We start from the raw sequence: 19756 nt of genomic DNA, 5'->3' as shown, positions 1-19756 counted from the left end.
AATTAGATATTATCCTCCTTTTGCAGCTTGCTTCTATAGTTTAATAATTGTTCTGTATACCGATGAAGATGGTGGTGATTAAATAATTTGTCTATTTCTCCGGATTCAATCATCATGCCATTTTTCATTACATTAAAATAATCAGCATATTTGAGGACATGATTCATGTTATGAGTGATGAGTAATACAGTATTATGATGATCTTTAACAATATGTTGAAGGAGTTGCATTATTTGATGACCGTTCACTACATCTAAAGATGCAACAGGTTCATCTGCAATAATTAATTCTGGATCTAACATTAAAACGCTAGCAATATTAACTCGCTCTAATTGTCCCCCTGAAAGTTGGAAACTATATTTATTAATGATTGATTCATCATTTAAGTTAACCCAAGTTAAAGCTTTTTTTATCTTTTTCAATGCATTATCCTTAGAAACATTAAAATGATAACGATAGATAGCTATAAGTTGTTTATCTAACCGAGTATATTCATTAAAACTTTGAGCATAATTTTGAGAGATATAGCCGATATGTTTACCTAAAAGTTGCTTGATACCAGAAGTATTTTGACCTTGCATTTTAAATTCATCGAAACTCATATGTAACTGAGTAGGTAAATGATTTAATATTGCTTTAACAGTCAAACTTTTTCCAGCACCACTTTCACCTATAATGACATTTAGAGATTGATGATATATATTTAAGTCGACATTTTTAATAATTGCTTGCCCTTCTTTATCACTGATGTTTAGATTTTTTATTGTTAAAAGTTTCAACTTGTACACCTCTTTGTTCTAATAAACGATCTCTTACTGCATCACCAGTTAAATTAAATATCAATATTGTACCTGATATCAAAGATGCTGGAGCGATAATCATGATAGGATGTGAAGTAATAAATTCACGCCCTGCTTGTAACATTGCTCCCCACTCTGGAGATGGTGGTTGTGCACCTAAACCTAAAAATGATAATGAACTAATGTATAAAATGATTTTTCCAAAATCAACTATCATAATAACAAATATAGATGGTAAAACTTTTGGTAATAAGTGTTTAAATAAGATATTCAAAGTTGAGACATTAAAACATTGTGCCATCTGTATATACGATTGATTCATTTCGGTATTGACAATCCCTCTTGTCACGCGAGTATAATTCATCCATTTTATGATTGTAATAGCTATTACCAAATTCCAAAGACTAGGATTAAAAAAACTTGCTAAGGCAATCATAATAACGAATTCTGGTATGCTTAATCCTATATCAATAATTCGCATGATAATCGTATCAACCCAACCTTTTTTATAGCCTGCAAGTAACCCTAAAGGTACTCCAACCACAACAGTGAACATTAAAGTAAGTAGTGTAACAAACAATGTTGCGCGAGAGCCCACGACTAAACGACTGAATAAATCACGTCCGTAATCATCTGTGCCAAGTAAATGATTCATACTTATAGGTTCAAATGAGTTTGACAAATGGACCTGATACGCAGCTTTATCATTGACTATAAATTGCAATACAATAAGACATATAATATAGACCGTAAAAATGATAAATATAGTGTTTTTCTTTGGCGACTTAAACTTCATCGTTACGACCTTCTTTTTTATGTGAATTTAACCATTTAAACTTTAATGTTTCTTTTTGAGTAATAGTATAACGTTGTTTAGGATCGATGAGTAATGAAAGTAAATCTGCAATTGTGTTTATAATCACAACAAAGAAACCAATAAATAATACACAACCTTGAATGACTGGATAATCTCTCGACTTTATACTATCAACTAAAAAATAGCCTAACCCAGGAATATCAAATAAATTTTCAATGACTACTGTGCCACCTATCAAACTCCCAATGGATAAACCTAATAGAGGTATGATTGGCAGTATCGTAGGTTTTAGGATATCTTGAAAAAGTATATATCTTTCGGGCATACCTCTGAGACGAGACGATTCAACTATAGGTGTTTGATATTGATCTAATAAAGTAGAACGAATAAATCGAATATAATAAGCACACATTCCAATACTCATGGTAATTATTGGTAAAATATATGAAGCGAAACGCCCCTCATCTGACGTTGGCAAAACATTCAATTTTAAGCTAAATATATATAATAAAATAAGACCAATAAAAAATGATGGTAGGCTTACGGATAATGATGTCATAACACGAATTATCCTATCCCAAATTTTATGATAGTAAATCGCTGCTATAATCCCTAATGGTATAGAAATAACTAACGACATTATAAGCGTACCAAAAGTAATTATAAGTGTAGGACCAAGATAATTTGCTATTTCTCTGATTACAGGCTCATTTGTTTGATAACTTGTTCCTAAATCAAAATGAAACAATTGATTTAACCAGTGCAACCATTGAATAAAAATAGAATCATTTAAGCCAAGCTTATTCTTTGTTGTTTCTATTTGCTCATGAGATACATGTGAAATATCAAGATGTAATATTTTGTCTACAGGATTACCTGGAGAGAGTTTCATTAATATAAATGTGATTGTAGTTAATATAAATAGTACGACAATCATTTGTGAAAGTTTATAAATTATCATTTTAAACATATATTAGCATCCTTTCACTTTCAACGAATAGGAAAAATATTAAATAATAAATTTCATTAAATTGTTTTCATCAACATCTATTATAGTATGACTTTTTTTAATTAATAATAAAAGAGATAAAAAAAGAAATAAAAAACAACTTTGCTTAAGATAAGATGATAGCAAAGTTGAAAAGTTGTTATTTATGATGACGACGAAGTGACTCTTCATCATCATATTTGCGAATCTCTTTTTCCAATTTTATTTTTCTACGATTTTTTCTCCAGTTTCTAGAGAAATACCAAATAAGAAAGCTTATAATTAAGCTCATTATGCCTAAGAATCCCGCATATCCAAGCAGTGGTTGATACGAAATGCTTTGAAAATTTGGTATAAAAAAGGCAAGTACTGCTAAAATTACAAAAGTAATGATTGCAGATTGAAACCATTTATTTAATACAAGTGTGTAAAATACAGTTAATAAAATCATACCAAGAATGGTAATCCACAAATAGTTTGGCATATCAAATATTGTCATTGCACGTGCTCCTATAAGTAAAGTTTACTTACTATTATACAACTTATTAATATAATATCATTCAGACTTAAGAAGTAATCATTTTTTAACATTATTTATTTAACAAGATTATGTTAATACTTATAACATGATTATACTAATTATAACATTACTAAATGTTACATAACATCTGTTTAGGCGTCCTTTGTGAGATTGTTATTGAATTTTAGTATAATGTCATTAAATGATTTATAAAGGAGTGTCAAAAATGAGTGAAGGTTTACCTTTGAGAGAAGAGATTCCGGTAAGAGAAACTTGGGATTTGAAAGATTTATTTACAAGTGATCAAGCATTCTATCAAACATTGGAACAAGTAGTACAAATGTCTTTAGATTTTAATCATACATATTATCAAAAACTTAATAACATAGAAACAATAGAAAAGGCATTAGATGAATATGAAAGGATACTTATAGAAATAGATCGTTTATATAATTATCCAGAACTTAGATTAAGCGTTGATACGTCTAATGAAGAAGCACAAAAAGTTAACGCAAAACTTAATACGACTTCTGGAAAAATTGCTAGTTTATTATCTTTTGTAGATTCCGAAATTTTGGAGTTATCTGATGAGATAATAAGTGAATTAAGGTCTCAAACCAAATACCCACATTTTATTAAACAACTTCAAGATCGTAAGCCATATCAATTATCTGCTGATGTTGAAAAAGTATTAGCTACATTAACACCAACATTGAGAAGTCCGTTTGAATTATACGGTACTACAAAAAGTTTGGATATTAATTTTGAATCGTTTGATTATGAGGGTGTTACCTATCCATTGGATTATGCAACTTTTGAAAATGAATACGAAGATCATCCATCTCCTGAATTTAGACGTAAAAGTTTTAGAGCTTTTAGCGATGCATTAAGACAATATCAACATACGACGGCTGCAACATATAATATGCAAGTCCAACAAGAAAAGATTGAAGCGGATTTACGAGGATATGATTCTGTTATTGATTATCTTCTACAAGATCAAGAAGTAACAAAAGATATGTTCGATAGACAAATTGATGTCATTATGAGTGATTTAGCCCCAGTTATGCAAAAGTATGCAGAGATTATTCAACGTGTACATAACCTGGATAAAATGCGATTTGAGGATTTAAAAATTTCAATAGACCCTAACTTTGAACCAGAAATATCAATTGAAGAATCGAAAAAATACATTTATGGAGCGCTCAATGTACTTGGTGATGATTATGTGAAAATGTTAAAGTCTGCCTATGATTACCGCTGGATTGATTTTGCTCAGAATAAAGGAAAAGATACTGGAGCATATTGCGCAAGTCCATACGTTACACATTCATATGTATTTATTTCATGGACTGGGAAAATGGCTGAAACATTCGTTCTTGCACATGAATTAGGACATGCAGGTCATTTTACATTAGCGCAGAAACATCAAAATTTGCTGGAATCTGAAGCGTCTATGTACTTTGTAGAAGCACCTTCCACAATGAATGAAATGTTGATGGCAAATTATTTATTTAATACTAGTAATGATCCTCGATTTAAACGTTGGGTTATTGGTTCGATTTTATCTCGAACTTATTATCACAATATGGTTACTCACCTTTTAGAAGCAGCGTATCAACGTGAAGTGTACCGCCGCGTCGACAATGGAGAATCATTAACTGCCCCACTTCTAAATGAAATAATGTTGAACACATATAAAGCATTTTTCGGTGACACTGTTGAAATGACTGATGGGGTTGAATTAACATGGATGAGACAACCACATTACTATATGGGATTGTACTCATATACTTACTCTGCTGGATTGACAATAGGTACAGTTGTATCACAATGTATCAAGAATGAAGGTCAACCGGCTGTTGATCGTTGGTTAAAAACACTACAAGCTGGTGGTAGTCAATCTCCAATTGAATTGGCGCAAATAGCTGGCGTCGATATTACGACTGACGCCCCTTTAAAAGAGACAATTAACTATATTTCAAATTTAGTAGATGAATTAGAAGTATTAACATATCAAATAGAAGAAAATTCATAAAGGTTAAAGCAAAATATCAAACCCCACCTGAAACTGTGGCATAGAATTCAGGTGGGGTTGCTCATTATAGAAATACAATAGGATTTGATAATTTAATCAAAAGTTTCAAAATGTTGACCTGTTAAATAATAATAAACACTTTCAGCAATATTGCTTATATGATCACCTATTCGTTCTAAGTGTCTAGCCGCTAAGTGTGCTTGACCAGCTACGAATGGGTCATTATCGATTAAGTAACTGGTATTGACGATGTTAACGTATAAATCATCAATATCTTCATCTCTTTCAATGACTTCTTTTATCAGTGGTAAATCTTTGTTTCTAATAGCGTTATTCAAATCTTCTAACATGAGCATCGCTAATTTACCCATGGTTTTTAAACGTGTAAACACATAGTTATCATTTATTTTAACTCTTAAACGTATATGAGCAATACTAGCGGCATTATCTCCCATTCGTTCAAAATCTGTAGAGATTTTGAGTGCTGCCATCATCATACGTAAATCTGTGGCAATAGGTTGTTGTCTAGTAATTAGCATGATTACCTTCTCGTTAATTTCATGATCTAAATGGTTAATTTCCTTGTCTTTCTCAATGGTTTGTCTTGCGAATGATTTCTTTTCTTCCCCTAAAGACACTAGTGCATTGTTAATATTAAAATATACACGAAGACCAAGACGCCGTAAATCTTTAATTAATCCATCTAGCTGACCTTCATATTTTTGTCTAATAATTGCCATTGCATCTTATCCAAAACGACCAGATATATAATCTTCAGTTTGTTTGTCTGCAGGATTTGAAAAGATTTTATCAGTATCATCATATTCATTGACATATCCATTTAAGAAGAAAGCAGTTTTATCTGAAACACGCGCAGCTTGTTGCATGTTGTGTGTAACCATAATAATTGAGTAATTTTCTTTTAATTCTTGTACAAGTTCTTCAACTCTTAATGTAGAAATAGGATCTAATGCTGACGTAGGTTCATCCATTAAAATGACATCTGGTTCAATTGCTAAACATCTAGCTATACAAACACGTTGTTGTTGTCCACCTGATAATCCATAAGCATTTGTATGCAATCTATCTTTTAATTCATCCCATATTGCAGCGCCACGTAATGATTTTTCTACGATTTCATCTAGAATTTTTTTGTTTTTAATACCGTGAGTCTTAGGACCATAAGTAATATTATCATAAATTGATTTAGGGAATGGGTTAGGTTGTTGAAAAACCATTCCAACGTTAGTACGTAGCTTCTCTTTAGAATACTTTGCATCAAATATATTTTGGTCACGATACAAAATTTTGCCTGCAGTTTTCACAGATGGAACTAATTCGACCATTCTATTTAAAGCTTTGATGTATGTAGATTTACCACATCCAGATGGTCCGATTATTGCAGTCACATTATTTTCCAATATATCTAAATTAATGTTTTGTAAAGCATGATTTTCTCCATACCATAAATCTAGATTTTGAGTTGAATAAACAATCTTCTTTTCACTGTCTGGAATTGTATTTTTCTTATTGTTTTCAGTAGTAACTATTGTGGCAACTGAGTCTTGATTATTTGTTTGTGCGTCTAATTTCTCTTTGTCTGCTACTTGTGAATTAACCATAATTAAAAACTCCTTTATATCTTGAGACCTAGATGATATAGGTCAATAACGTTTATTTATAAAAATGCATTTCCCTTATAAGTTCGATTAGAATTTTTTACTAAATTTATTACGTAGAAGTATCGCTATAGCGTTCATCAATAATAAGATAACGAGTAGAACGATAATGCCTGCTGATGCAACGTTTTGGAATTCTGCTTGTGGCATTTTTGCCCATGTATAAATTTGAGTTGGTAACGCAGAGAATTGGTCGAGTAATCCACTTGGTGTTGCTAAAAGTATCGTTGGTATACCTATCATTACAAGTGGTGCTGTTTCTCCTAATGCGCGTGATAAAGATAAAATGAAACCTGTTAAAATACCAGGTAATGCTGCCGGTAAAACAACTCTTCTAATTGTTTGCCATTTATTAGCACCAAGACCATATGATGCTTCTCTGACTGAACTAGGAACTGCTCTGATAGCTTCTTGACTAGCAACGATAATAACAGGCAAGATTAGTAGTGACATTGTAAGAGCAGCTGCTAACACGCTATTACCTAAACCTGCCGCGCCCACAAACAATGTATAACCTAGTAAACCGAACACAATTGAAGGAACACCAGCTAAATTAGATATACTCACTTTTACGATTTGTGTGAAAATATTGTCTCTTGCGTATTCTTCTAAATAAATGGCTGTACCTATTCCTAAAATGATGCTAATTGGAATAATACTTAAGATTAACCAAATGGAACCTACTAATGCCCCTTTAATACCAGCATCTGCTGGTGTTGAAGATGAAAAATTAGTGAAAAATTCGGGAGTTAGATGTCCCGCCCCTTTAACGAAGGTTTGAATTAATAGTGCTACTAAAACAATGAGCCCTATTAATGTACATAATAAAAATAACCATTTGTTTACCGAGTTTTTCTTATCACGAGAAGAAATATTTTTTTCTACGGCATCTTTATCAATCAATGTTTTATTAGCAGTATTTGAATTTGTAGACATATTAATACTCCTCTCTGAATCGTTTAGAGATCCATTGTGATAATAAATTCATAATTAAAGTGAAAATGAAAAGTGTAAATCCTACAGCGTAAATACTATAGTAAATATCAGAACCAAATGCTGCATCACCTGTAGCAATTTCAACAATATATCCTGTCATCGTTTGAATTGAACTTGTTAAACTTAGAGATGATGTTGGTGAACTACCAGCAGCTAAAGAAACGATCATTGTTTCCCCTATTGCTCTTGATATACCTAATACAATTGAAGCAACAACGCCTGATGTCGCCGCCGGTAATACAACTTTTGTAGCGACTTCAAATTTAGTTGCGCCTAATCCAAATGCACCTTCACGAATTTTATCAGGTACAGATGACATCGCATCTTCACTCATACTTGTAATCATAGGGACGATCATTATACCCACAACAATACCAGGACTGATTGAATTAAACTCTCCTAAGTTAGGAATTAGATTCCTTAATATAGGTGTAACAAATGTTAAAGCAAAGAAACCAAATACAATTGTAGGAATCCCAGCCAAAATTTCTAATATTGGTTTAATGATTCTACGTGAACGATCAGATGCATATTCATTAAGGTAAATAGCTGCACCTAAACCAATTGGAACTGCCACGATTGTAGCAATAACAGTAATTTTCAATGTGCCAATGATGAGTGCCCAAATTCCAAATTCTGGCGATGAACCAGTTGGGTTCCAGGTACCAGATAAAAAGAATTTAGATAATGGTACTCGTGTGAAGAACGTAATCGTCTCAGTTAAAAGTGTAAATAAAATAGCAATTGTAGTTAATATAGATATAGCTGAAATAATAGCTAAAATAATTGGGACAATTTTATCACTTAGTCCGCCCTTTTTAGCATTATTCTTAGCTATCATTTCTCTCACCTTTGTTTGTGAAGCCATGTAAAACCCTCTCTCTTATCTCCCAAAATAATTTAAAAAAAGAGTGGGAATTGCTTTTATGAGAAAATGAGTTTATTCATATTTATTAGAATATTTACTCATTATCTGCAAAGCTGAAAAGGGTTCGACAAAGTGGCACATTGACCACTTTGCCTGATACCCTTTCAAAAATTCCCAACCCTAGGTGTTTATTACCTTAGTATTCATTATTTATCTTCTGATTTTTTGTCGTCTTTCTTATCAGACTTTTGATGTTTATCTAAAAAATCTTTTAAGTCATCTAATTGAGATTTATAAGTTTTCTTAGGTGAAGCTACATAACCAGCGTCTTCAGCTGCTTGACCTTCATCTTCAAGTACAAATTTCATGAATTCTGACATTACTTTATTGTCTTTTAATGATTTGTCTTTAGCATAGATAAATAATGGTCTGCTTAGTGCGTATGAACCGTTTTGAATTGTTTTCTTAGTTGGTTCTGTAACTTTGCCATTGTCATCTTTGATTTTAACTTCTTTTAATTTATCTTTATTTTGTTCGTAGAAATTATAACCGAAGTAACCGATACCTTCTTTGTTTTTAGTTACTGAAGATACAATCGCGTTAGTATCAGCATTCTTCTCAGCTTTGATATCTTGTTTATCCATAACTTCTTCTTCAAAGAAGTCGTAAGTACCATGACTTGAGTTAGGTGAAACAGCATTGATTTTTTTATCTGGCCAACTAGAGTTAACGTCTTTCCATGTTTTAGCTTTTCCAGAGTAAATATCTTTTAATTGTGATTTAGTTAATTCTTTAACAAAGTCGTTATCTTTATTAACTGCAATTGTTACACCATCTTGTGCAATTTTGAATTCGTGATATTTAATCCCTTTATCTTCTAATTTTTTCTTTTCTTCGTCTTTAATAGGTCTTGAAGCGTCTGAGAAATCAGTTTCGCCAGCAATGAATTTTTGGAAACCAGCACCTGTACCAGCTTGACCTGAAGAAATTTTAGCGTCTTTATGATCTTTAGCCCATTTTTCGTTTAATTTTTCAACGATAGGAGCTACTGTAGACGATCCTTCACCTTTAGCAGAACCTTTAAGATCTTTGCCGTCTCCTGAACCTCCATTATTTCCGCCACAAGCGCCAAGTAAAACCGAAGCACCTAATACAGTAGTACCGACTAATTGCCACTTTTTCATTGAAACATCCTCCTAATGTAAATAACCTATAATGGTATATGTATTTCTTACAGTTCTCATGTTACATATCTTTTATTAAATCAAAATAGAGTTATTGTAAATTTTTTGTTAAGAATGAGATTTGAATTAATGTAACGTGTATTAAAATTTAATTTGCTAACATAGTTTTAAAAAGAATAAAAATACTTGATTGAATGAATAGATGAGACATTGGGGATTATTATAGTGGAGAGAGAATTTTAATAAATTGTATCTAATCTGGTCCTTTAAGGTCATATTATTTCTTTAATTAATTACGTTAACGAAATGATTTAGTTCTTTAAATGAAGCACTTTAAAATATATATCATTTAGGATTTTAAAATAAGTGTTAAACGTAAAAAAACACTTGAGTTATCAGTTGATATCTCAAGTGTGTATAACGTATAGGTAATATTATGATTAAATTAATTAAAAGTACGCTATTATTAAATTTTTTATTGTCAGTCAAGTTTTCCAAAATATAGAATGCTATAAATACTGTAATTTAGAGCTTATTTTCATGATGAGATAACGAATTCAATAAGAATTACTTTCTATCTCTACATTAATTAAGTGTATTAATGGATTTCATCCTCTTTAATCATCGACACGGCTCCACCCTTTTTTAGTAAGAGTGATTTTTCCTGTTTCTATATTGATTATCTTTTTCTTATATAAATGTCCAATTGCACGTTTAAACGAGCCTTTACTCATATTAAATACTTCTTTGATTGCATCAGGACTAGATTTATCCCAAAAAGGTAATTCACCATCATACTCAACAAGTAAATCAAATATGACCTGTCCATCATCATCAAGACGTTCATGAGCTAATGGTAAAAATGACCCATTTAATTCACCTTTTTCATTATGACCTATAATTCGGACCTCTACTTCTTCACCTAACCTTGGCTCATGTTTGCGTTCTGATTCGTGAACAAAAATTTTATAACCCTCATTACTTAATAAGAAGCTACCTACTCTGAGTAATCTATAAGCACGTGCAGAAATATATTCGTTTTGTTTACTATCGTCATTTACTGGCGTGAACATCGACTCAACAATCGTTTCACTAGCTAATCGTCCAAACATTTGATTCGTACTGTCTATTCTTAAAGTAACTAGCAAGTAGTCACCTGCTTGAGGCCAAAGTTCTTTAAGTTTCGGTAAATCTTCCCATGGAACTAAGACTTCACGAGGAAGTCCTACGTCGATATGTGCACCGTCTCTATCGGTTTTTATAACTTTAGCAAAATCATATTTATCTTTTGTAATATCAGGCATGTTTTGAGTCGCAAATAAATCGCCTGATCGGTTTGGATAAACGAAAAAACTATATTCCTCACCTATTTCAAAATCATCTTCATCAGCAACTTCTGACTGATTGAGTTTGACACTTTCGTCATTTGGCCCTTTAAGTAAATATGTTGACCCTTGTAATCCTACAACTTCTAAAAATTCTATTGAACCTACTATATCTTTATCTAATGCCATTCTATTCTCCTTAATCTATTATTCACTTTCATTTACTTTTTTCTATTTAAATAGTTAGATTTAACTTAATAAACTATATTCGTATCTATAAAATTCTTATTAATTATAACATGAGTTACTTATTCTATCATTAGCTTAATTGTCAGGTCGAAACTCTAATTATTATATGATATAATTTCTCCGTTAGAATAACCAAAAAGGAGCAGATGAATGTTACAAGTAACTGATGTAAGTTTACGTTTTGGTGATCGTAAACTATTTGAAGATGTAAATATAAAATTTACAGAGGGTAATTGTTATGGATTAATTGGTGCAAATGGTGCTGGAAAATCTACATTCTTAAAGATTTTATCAGGCGAAATTGATTCACAGACTGGTCATGTATCTCTAGGTAAAGACGAGCGTTTGGCTGTATTAAAACAAGATCATTTTGCTTATGAAGATGAACGTGTTTTAGATGTTGTGATTAAAGGACACGAACGTTTGTATCAAGTGATGAAAGAGAAAGATGAAATTTATATGAAACCTGATTTCAACGATGAAGACGGTATTCGTGCTGCAGAACTTGAAGGAGAATTTGCAGAAATGAACGGTTGGAATGCTGAAGCTGATGCCGCTAATTTATTATCAGGATTAGGCATAGAACCTGACTTACATGATAAAAATATGTCTGAACTTGAAAATAATCAAAAAGTTAAGGTATTGTTAGCTCAAAGTTTATTTGGTGATCCTGACGTTCTTTTACTAGATGAGCCTACCAATGGTTTAGATATACCAGCAATAAGTTGGTTAGAAGACTTTTTAATTAATTTTGAAAATACTGTCATTGTCGTTTCGCATGACCGTCACTTCTTAAATAATGTTTGTACTTATATAGCTGATTTAGACTTTGGCAAAATTAAACTTTATGTTGGTAACTATGATTTCTGGTATCAATCAAGTCAATTAGCACAAAAAATGGCACAAGAACAAAATAAGAAAAAAGAAGAAAAAATGAAAGAGTTACAAGATTTCATCGCACGCTTCTCAGCAAATGCTTCTAAATCTAAACAGGCAACAAGTCGTAAGAAACAATTAGAAAAAATTGAATTAGACGATATCCAGCCATCATCTCGTAGATACCCTTACGTGAAATTTACCCCTGAACGTGAAATTGGAAATGATTTACTTACAGTAGAAAATCTTTCTAAAACAATTGACGGCGAAAAGGTACTAGACAATGTTTCATTCACTATGAATCCTAATGATAAAGCTATTTTAGTTGGTGATAGCGAAATTGCTAAAACAACATTGTTAAAAATTTTAGCTGGAGAAATGGAACCAGATGAAGGTACATTTAAATGGGGCGTAACGACATCTTTAAGTTACTTCCCTAAAGATAACTCTGAATTCTTTGATGATGTCGATATGAATCTAGTTGAATGGTTACGTCAATACGCCCCAGAAGACGAACAAACTGAAACATTTTTACGTGGTTTCTTAGGACGCATGTTATTTAGTGGTGAGGAAGTTAAGAAAAAAGCAAGCGTGCTTTCAGGTGGAGAAAAAGTACGTTGCATGTTAAGTAAAATGATGCTATCAAGTGCTAATGTACTTTTACTTGACGAGCCAACAAACCATTTAGATTTGGAAAGTATCACTGCTGTAAATGATGGATTAAAATCATTTAAAGGTTCTATCATCTTCACTTCTTATGATTTTGAATTTATTAATACAATCGCAAATCGAGTGATTGACTTGAATCAAGCTGGTGCCCTTTCTAAAGAAGTACCTTATGAGGAATACTTACAAGAAATTGGCGTATTACAAAATAATTAATAATTGTTTTAACATTTATACAAGAGTCCGGGACATTTATCAAAGTCTCAGACTCTTTGTTTATATCATTTAATCTTTATTCGGTTGTTATGGGTATTAGATTAATATTGTTATCGTTTCAGTTATAAACTTTTAATATTGATCAAAAATTAAAAATACATACTTTTAAATACTAATACTTAAAAACTAGATAAGGTGTTTAATTTGTAATAAGCGTATTAAATTTATAAAAATTACTTATCATGTGAATTCACACGTAAATTTTCAGTATATTTTTAAAAATCTAAAATATTGGTTTACATAGATATATTGTCTATGTATAATGAAAACATATCAATTGAATAAGATTTTGATGAGGCGCATCAATCATGAGTAAACTTTAGATAATTTGTCTGCTAACAATTATAGAGTTAAAAGGGTGAGATGCCGAAATGATTCATAATAGCAGTTATGAATCGTTGGACTTAATGGTTAAGAGCTATAAGTTTGTCATTATTATTAAATAATGGAGTGCATCACTTGTACATAAATGTAGAACAAGTTCGGCATTCCGAACTTGTTCTTTTTTATACTGTGTATGTCTCCTCTAATTATAGGAGGACTGAAATTGAATAGAAGCGTTTTAAAATTTGGCGGTTCTTCCGTCAGTGATTTTAAAAAAATAAAAAATATCGCTGAAATGCTTAAAACACGCATTGAAGATGGTGAGGAATTAATCGTTGTTGTTAGTGCTATGGGTAAGACAACTGATCAATTGATGAATAATGTATCAAGTCTTACTTCTACCCCTAAAGATCAAGAACTCGCATTGCTATTAACAACTGGTGAACAACAAACGGTTTCTTACCTTTCTATGGTACTTAATGACATAGGTGTAAATGCTAAAGCAATGACAGGTTATCAAGCTGGCATTAAGACTGTAGGACATCACTTAAAAAGTAAAATAGCAGAAATTAATCCCAATATTTTTGATGAGGCTTTTAAAGATCATGACATTTTAGTTGTAGCTGGATTTCAAGGTATAAACGATGATTTCGAACTTACTACACTTGGACGAGGTGGTTCTGATACTACAGCTGTAGCTTTAGCAGCAAGCAATCAGATACCTTGTGAAATTTATACTGACGTTGATGGTGTGTATGCAACAGATCCTAGAATACTAAATGAAGCGAAGCGTTTAGAATATGTCTCTTATGAGGAAATGATGGAAATGAGTGCGCTTGGTGCAGGTGTACTTGAAACGAGAAGTGTTGAATTAGCCAAGAATTATGATATTCCTCTTTACTTAGGAAGAACTTTATCAAATATGAAAGGAACATGGATTATGTCTAAAAGTGATTTATTAGAAAAAAAAGCAGTAACTGGTGTTGCATTGGATACACACATGATGCACGTCACGATAAGTTATCCCCTACCGGATAATCAGTTACTAACACAATTGTTTACCGCATTGGAAGAAGAATCTGTAAATGTTGATATGATTTCTCAAATTGTAAATTTAGAAGGTTTACAATTATCTTTTTCAATTAAAGATAGTGATGCACATCAAATTTCTTCAATTTTGGAAAATTTATCCACACACTTCTCAGCACTTGATTATAAAATTAATGAAGCATATGTCAAAATATCTTTAATTGGATCAGGTATGAGAGATATGTCAGGAGTAGCATCAAAAGCTTTTATGACGCTTATCAATTCAGACATTCCATTTTATCAAACGACGACATCGGAAATTAGCATATCTTATGTGATAGACGAAGAAAATGGTGAAAAAGCAGTAGAAGAATTGTATCATGCCTTCGAAATTTAGCATTCATGTGATATATTTATTATAAATTTTCTAAAAATTACTAATATTAAGAATGGAGTGACTATTAATTATGACAAGATTAGCAGTAGCTGGAGCAACAGGATTAGTTGGAACAAAAATGTTAGAGACACTAGATCGAAAACAAATACCTTTTGATGAATTAGTATTATTTTCTTCTGCTCGCTCAGCAGGAAAAAAAGTTGAATTTCAAGGACAAACGTATACTGTTCAAGAATTAACTGATGAAGCAGCAAGTGAACATTTTGATTATGTTTTAATGAGTGCGGGAGGTAGCACAAGTGAGCACTTTGCCCCACTATTTGAGGCGGCTGGAGCCATTGTTATTGATAATTCAAGTCAATGGAGAATGGCTGAAGATGTCGATTTAATTGTTCCAGAAGTGAATGAGCCTCAATTTACACGTGGCATTATTGCTAATCCAAATTGCTCAACAATTCAATCAGTTGTACCTCTTAAAATTTTGCAAGATGCATATGGATTAAAACGTGTCGCTTATACGACTTATCAAGCTGTATCAGGTTCTGGTGTTAAAGGTAAAAGAGATTTAACTGAAGGCGCTAATGGAAAAGAACCTGAAGCATATCCCTATCCAATTTACAATAATGTATTACCACATATAGATGTTTTTCTTGAAAATGGGTATACAAAAGAAGAACAAAAAATGATTGATGAAACGAAAAAAATTCTTAACGACCAAAACTTAAAAGTAACTGCCACATGTGTACGTGTACCAGTACAAGATAGTCACAGTATTGAAATCGATGTGACTTTAAATCAAGATACTACAGTTAAAGAGATACAAGAATTATTTGCACAAGATCAACGTGTTGTTCTTGTAGATAATCCAAGTAAAAATGAATATCCATTAGCCATTCATTCTACTGGCAAAGATGAAGTATTTGTAGGACGTATTCGCCGAGATGACTCTCTTGAAAATACATTTCACGTATGGTGTACCTCTGATAATTTACTCAAAGGCGCAGCATTAAATGCAGTTCAAGTATTAGAACAAATTTTAACTTTGAAAGGGGCAAGATAATATGACACACATGTTTGAAGGCGTTGGTGTAGCATTAGCGACTCCCTTTACCAATAATGAGGTTGATTTCGACGCATTAGAAAGACATGTTCAATTTCTTTTAGATAACAATATCCAAGCAATTATAGTGAATGGCACTACAGCAGAAAGTCCTACATTAACTGACGAAGAAAAAGAGAAAGTATTGGCAACAGTAGTTAAACTCGTAAATCATAGCGTTCCTGTTATTGCGGGTACTGGCACTAATAATACGTATAAATCAATTCAAGCTTCAATACGTGCTAAAGAAATTGGTGCAGATGCGGTCATGTTGATTACGCCCTATTACAACAAAACGAATCAGCGTGGTTTAATTCAACATTTTGAGACAATCGCAAATGAAGTGAAATTACCAGTAATTCTTTACAATGTGCCCTCACGAACAAACATGACGATAGAGCCAGAAACAGTTGAAATTCTCAGTCATAATCCATATATCGTTGCTTTAAAAGATGCGACAAATGATTTTGAGTATTTTGATGAAGTAAAACAACGTATTAATGCAAATGAATTTGCATTATATAGTGGGAATGACGACAATGTTGTGAAGTTCTATCAACGTGGAGGTAATGGTGTCATCTCTGTAATTGCGAATGTAATTCCACAAGAATTTCAATATTTATATGATAATAGACAAAATGAAACCGATATTACTAATTACTTTAAACCTATTGAAAAATTGTTAGAAGCGTTGTCACTTGACGTTAACCCAATACCTATTAAAGTTCTAACTGCATATTTGGGTTATGGTCATTACGAAGTGAGATTACCATTAGTGCCTCTAGAAGAAGCACAATGTAAACAAGTTGAAAGAGCATTTGAACAATTTAAAGCAGGTGAACAATAATGAACATACTACTAATTGGATATGGTGCAATGAATCAAAGAGTTGCACGATTAGCTGAAGATAAAGGTCATGAAATTGTTGGAGTCATAGACAGAACTCCAAAATCATCGACACCTTATTCTCAATATAAACACATTAGTGAATGTAAAGAAGCTGATGTTGCTATTGACTTTTCAAATCCTGAATTGCTCTTTCCTCTATTAGAAGAACAATTCAATCTGCCTCTTGTCATCGCAACTACAGGTGAAAAAGAAACGTTAATACAAAAATTGGAAACGCTAAGTCAAAGAACACCTGTATTTTTTAGTGCAAATATGAGTTATGGTGTCCATGCATTAACTAAAATATTAGAAACTGCAGTTCCCTTACTCGAAGATTTCGATATCGAACTGACAGAAGCGCATCATAATAAAAAAGTCGATGCTCCTAGTGGCACATTAGTTAAATTGTATGATGTCATTAAAGAATTACGTGACAATGTCTCACCTGTTTATGATAGACACGAAAAAACTGAGAAGCGTACACATGATGAGATAGGTATACATGCTGTTCGTGGTGGTACGATTGTCGGGGAACATGACATTTTATTTGCAGGTACTGATGAAACAATTACTATCTCACATAGAGCACAATCAAAAGATATCTTTGCAAATGGTGCCATTGGCGCTGCAGAAAAATTAATTCACAAAAACCCAGGTTTTTATACTTTTAATAATCTATAAATCAAAGGAGTTATTCAAATTATGGTACAACATTTATCAGCTCAAGAAATCATTCAATATATTAGCGATGCTAAGAAATCAACACCACTCAAAGTTTATGTAAATGGTCATTTTACAAATGTGACATTTCCAGAATCTTTTAAAGTTTTTGGCTCAGAACATTCAAAAGTAATTTTCTGTGAAGCAGATGAATGGAAACAATTTTATCAACAAAATCATTCATTAATCACTGAATTAGAAATTGAGATGGATCGTCGTAATTCAGCTATACCGCTTAAAGATTTAACAAACACAAATGCTCGTATTGAGCCAGGTGCGTTTATTCGTGAGCAAGCTATCATTGAAGATGGTGCTGTGGTTATGATGGGTGCTACGATTAATATTGGAGCTATTGTAGGTGAAGGAACAATGATAGACATGAACGCAACACTTGGTGGCCGAGCTACAACAGGAAAAAATGTTCATGTTGGTGCAGGAGCTGTTTTAGCTGGTGTCATTGAACCTCCAAGTGCTTCCCCAGTTGTCATTGAAGACAATGTTTTAATTGGAGCAAATGCTGTTATTCTTGAAGGTGTACGCGTTGGTGCAGGAGCTATTGTAGCAGCTGGAGCAATTGTAACTCAAGATGTGCCAGCTGGTGCTGTAGTTGCTGGTACGCCTGCTAAAGTAATTAAACAAACTTCAGAAGTTCAAGACTCAAAACGTGAGATTGTGTCTGCACTGCGTAAATTAAATAATGAATAACGACATAGAATAATTGTGTAGATAAAAAATATGTTCAAGGTGGAATCCAATGATTAATTTATATAGGATGCATTAATCATTCATTTCGCCTTTTTATTATAGAATGATACACATTGAAATATTAATGAAATAGTTATACAAGGGATGGATGATTTTATGAACGAGTTAGAATTCGTTACATTGCACAGAAGACATTTACATCAATATCCAGAATTAAGTTTACATGAATTTGAGACGACATCGTATATAACATCATTTTTAGAGGATTTAGGCGTACCTTACGACCGACCACTTAAAACTGGTGTTATTGCTTATTTGGAAGGTAATAGTCATCACACTATTGCATTCAGAGCAGATATAGACGCGTTACCAATTTATGAAGAAAATGATATTGATTTTAAAAGTAAAAATGATCACATCATGCACGCGTGTGGTCATGATGGACATACGACAGCACTTATGCTTTTTGTTAAAAGGTGTAAAGCATTGTATGACAAATCTGAATTACCTCATAATGTAGTGTTTATATTTCAACCTGCCGAAGAAACTGGTGGAGGAGCTAATCGCTTAATCAAAGCTGGCGCTTTTGACAAGTACCCTATTGAAGCGGTATTTGGTTTTCACGTTAATCCGTTTGAAAAAGAAGGTAAAATTGTAATTCGGGATGAAGAAATCACTGCAAGTGCCACTGAATATCGCTTCTTTTTAAAAGGATTATCTAGTCATGTTGCTGATAAGGAGCAAGGTCATTCATGTGGTGAGGGGTTACAACATGTCTTAAGTCAAATCGGTCAAATCCAACAGTTTCATTTGAATGGATTGAAACGTAACATTATTCATATGGGTCATTTTGAAGCTGGTGAAGCTATTAATACAGTACCGAGTCATGGTTATCTTGAAGGTACTATTCGTACATATGACACTGAAGATTTGGCTATTGTAAAACACCAAATGCATAAAATAGCGGAAAGTGTTCAATTATTATTTAATGTTGAATGTGAGGTTAAATTTGAAGAAGGATATCCACCAACAATGAATCATCCACAATTACGTCAAGCCGTTGAGAATGCTATAGAAGGTGCAAATTTAGAAGTTGTTGAAAAAAAGCTCCCCTTCCTGTTCGGTGAAGATTTTAGTTTTTATGGTCAACAACTTGCCCCTTCATATTTTGTATTTGTTGGTACTCAAAACAAGGAAAAAGGTTTTGTGACTGGTCTTCATACTGCACATCTTAATTTTGATGAGAAAATATTAATTGACGTTGTAAATTATTACGAGCATTTGTTAAGAAATTATAAAGAGGTGTAAAGCA

At 32.4% G+C, this 19756-nt stretch carries 18 protein-coding genes and 1 riboswitch; of the genes, 8 read left to right on the top strand and 10 right to left on the bottom strand.

Annotated features, from left to right (window positions below; genetic code table 11):
* Positions 1 to 2 precede the first annotated feature (2 nt).
* From HMPREF2663_RS05590 to HMPREF2663_RS05575, 4 genes are all read right to left on the bottom strand, one after another.
* Entirely contained in the window at positions 3 to 779 is a 777-nt protein-coding gene (locus tag HMPREF2663_RS05590; RefSeq protein ID WP_002487226.1) for an ATP-binding cassette domain-containing protein, read from the bottom strand.
* Positions 742 to 1596 carry a nickel transporter permease gene (nikC, locus tag HMPREF2663_RS05585; protein ID WP_070845943.1) on the bottom strand — a complete coding sequence of 285 codons (855 nt, stop codon included), beginning with the start codon at positions 1594 to 1596 and terminating at the stop codon, positions 742 to 744. The genes HMPREF2663_RS05590 and nikC overlap by 38 nt, the downstream gene beginning before the upstream one ends.
* Positions 1586 to 2587: a nickel ABC transporter permease gene (nikB, locus tag HMPREF2663_RS05580; protein ID WP_002499320.1), complete on the bottom strand. Its 1002-nt coding sequence runs from the start codon at positions 2585 to 2587 to the stop codon at positions 1586 to 1588. Before nikB ends, nikC begins: the two co-directional genes overlap by 11 nt.
* 178 nt (positions 2588 to 2765) lie before the next feature.
* A complete protein-coding gene (locus HMPREF2663_RS05575; protein WP_070845941.1) occupies positions 2766 to 3104 on the bottom strand; it encodes a hypothetical protein in 339 nt (112 codons plus the stop codon).
* A 247-nt stretch (positions 3105 to 3351) separates the two neighbouring features.
* Between HMPREF2663_RS05575 and pepF the strand changes: the two genes are divergently transcribed.
* Positions 3352 to 5163: an oligoendopeptidase F gene (gene pepF / locus HMPREF2663_RS05570; protein ID WP_002489979.1), complete on the top strand. Its 1812-nt coding sequence runs from the start codon at positions 3352 to 3354 to the stop codon at positions 5161 to 5163.
* A 92-nt stretch (positions 5164 to 5255) separates the two neighbouring features.
* Here the strand turns inward: pepF and phoU are convergent, their stop codons facing one another.
* The 6 genes from phoU to cvfB all read right to left on the bottom strand — a co-directional run bounded on the left by phoU (position 5256) and on the right by cvfB (position 11404).
* On the bottom strand, positions 5256 to 5903 hold the full coding sequence (gene phoU, locus HMPREF2663_RS05565; RefSeq protein WP_002446398.1) for a phosphate signaling complex protein PhoU: 648 nt from the start codon (positions 5901 to 5903) through the stop codon (positions 5256 to 5258).
* 6 nt (positions 5904 to 5909) lie between these two features.
* Positions 5910 to 6785, bottom strand: a complete 876-nt coding sequence (pstB, locus tag HMPREF2663_RS05560) for a phosphate ABC transporter ATP-binding protein PstB (RefSeq protein WP_002476131.1) — start codon at positions 6783 to 6785, stop codon at positions 5910 to 5912.
* 87 nt (positions 6786 to 6872) lie between these two features.
* Positions 6873 to 7778, bottom strand: coding sequence for a phosphate ABC transporter permease PstA (gene pstA / locus HMPREF2663_RS05555; RefSeq protein ID WP_002446400.1), 906 nt, complete (start codon positions 7776 to 7778; stop codon positions 6873 to 6875).
* Between the two features lies 1 nt (position 7779).
* Positions 7780 to 8706, bottom strand: coding sequence for a phosphate ABC transporter permease subunit PstC (pstC, locus tag HMPREF2663_RS05550; protein ID WP_001830936.1), 927 nt, complete (start codon positions 8704 to 8706; stop codon positions 7780 to 7782).
* 206 nt (positions 8707 to 8912) lie between these two features.
* Positions 8913 to 9890 (bottom strand): PstS family phosphate ABC transporter substrate-binding protein, encoded by a 978-nt coding sequence (locus HMPREF2663_RS05545; protein ID WP_002490009.1) that lies wholly within the window; start codon positions 9888 to 9890, stop codon positions 8913 to 8915.
* A 617-nt stretch (positions 9891 to 10507) separates the two neighbouring features.
* Complete coding sequence (gene cvfB, locus HMPREF2663_RS05540; RefSeq protein ID WP_002489980.1) at positions 10508 to 11404, bottom strand: RNA-binding virulence regulatory protein CvfB; 897 nt, start codon at positions 11402 to 11404, stop codon at positions 10508 to 10510.
* A 210-nt stretch (positions 11405 to 11614) separates the two neighbouring features.
* On the opposite strand from cvfB, the gene HMPREF2663_RS05535 reads away from it, so the two are divergent.
* From HMPREF2663_RS05535 to HMPREF2663_RS05505, 7 genes are all read left to right on the top strand, one after another.
* Entirely contained in the window at positions 11615 to 13222 is a 1608-nt protein-coding gene (locus tag HMPREF2663_RS05535; protein ID WP_070845939.1) for an ABC-F family ATP-binding cassette domain-containing protein, read from the top strand.
* A 344-nt stretch (positions 13223 to 13566) separates the two neighbouring features.
* Positions 13567 to 13746: riboswitch (Lysine riboswitch) on the top strand.
* 53 nt (positions 13747 to 13799) lie between these two features.
* Positions 13800 to 15032 (top strand): aspartate kinase, encoded by a 1233-nt coding sequence (locus HMPREF2663_RS05530; protein WP_023474081.1) that lies wholly within the window; start codon positions 13800 to 13802, stop codon positions 15030 to 15032.
* 70 nt (positions 15033 to 15102) lie between these two features.
* Entirely contained in the window at positions 15103 to 16092 is a 990-nt protein-coding gene (locus HMPREF2663_RS05525; protein ID WP_070845937.1) for an aspartate-semialdehyde dehydrogenase, read from the top strand.
* A 1-nt stretch (position 16093) separates the two neighbouring features.
* The gene (gene dapA, locus HMPREF2663_RS05520) at positions 16094 to 16978 is read left to right on the top strand and encodes a 4-hydroxy-tetrahydrodipicolinate synthase (protein ID WP_002489989.1); all 885 of its coding nucleotides are present in this window, start codon (positions 16094 to 16096) and stop codon (positions 16976 to 16978) included.
* The gene (dapB, locus tag HMPREF2663_RS05515; protein ID WP_002476108.1) at positions 16978 to 17700 is read left to right on the top strand and encodes a 4-hydroxy-tetrahydrodipicolinate reductase; all 723 of its coding nucleotides are present in this window, start codon (positions 16978 to 16980) and stop codon (positions 17698 to 17700) included. The genes dapA and dapB overlap by 1 nt, the downstream gene beginning before the upstream one ends.
* Positions 17701 to 17721: 21 nt before the next feature.
* Positions 17722 to 18444, top strand: coding sequence for a 2,3,4,5-tetrahydropyridine-2,6-dicarboxylate N-acetyltransferase (gene dapD, locus HMPREF2663_RS05510; protein WP_002490004.1), 723 nt, complete (start codon positions 17722 to 17724; stop codon positions 18442 to 18444).
* A gap of 156 nt (positions 18445 to 18600) precedes the next feature.
* The gene (locus tag HMPREF2663_RS05505) at positions 18601 to 19752 is read left to right on the top strand and encodes an amidohydrolase (RefSeq protein WP_070845935.1); all 1152 of its coding nucleotides are present in this window, start codon (positions 18601 to 18603) and stop codon (positions 19750 to 19752) included.
* The last annotated feature ends 4 nt before the right edge of the window (positions 19753 to 19756 follow it).

This window comes from Staphylococcus sp. HMSC077D08 (genome assembly GCF_001837945.1).
GTDB classification, from domain to species: domain Bacteria; phylum Bacillota; class Bacilli; order Staphylococcales; family Staphylococcaceae; genus Staphylococcus; species Staphylococcus epidermidis.
The sequence above is the reverse complement of the archived record's forward strand: the minus strand, read 5'-3'. Positions and strand labels throughout refer to the sequence as shown.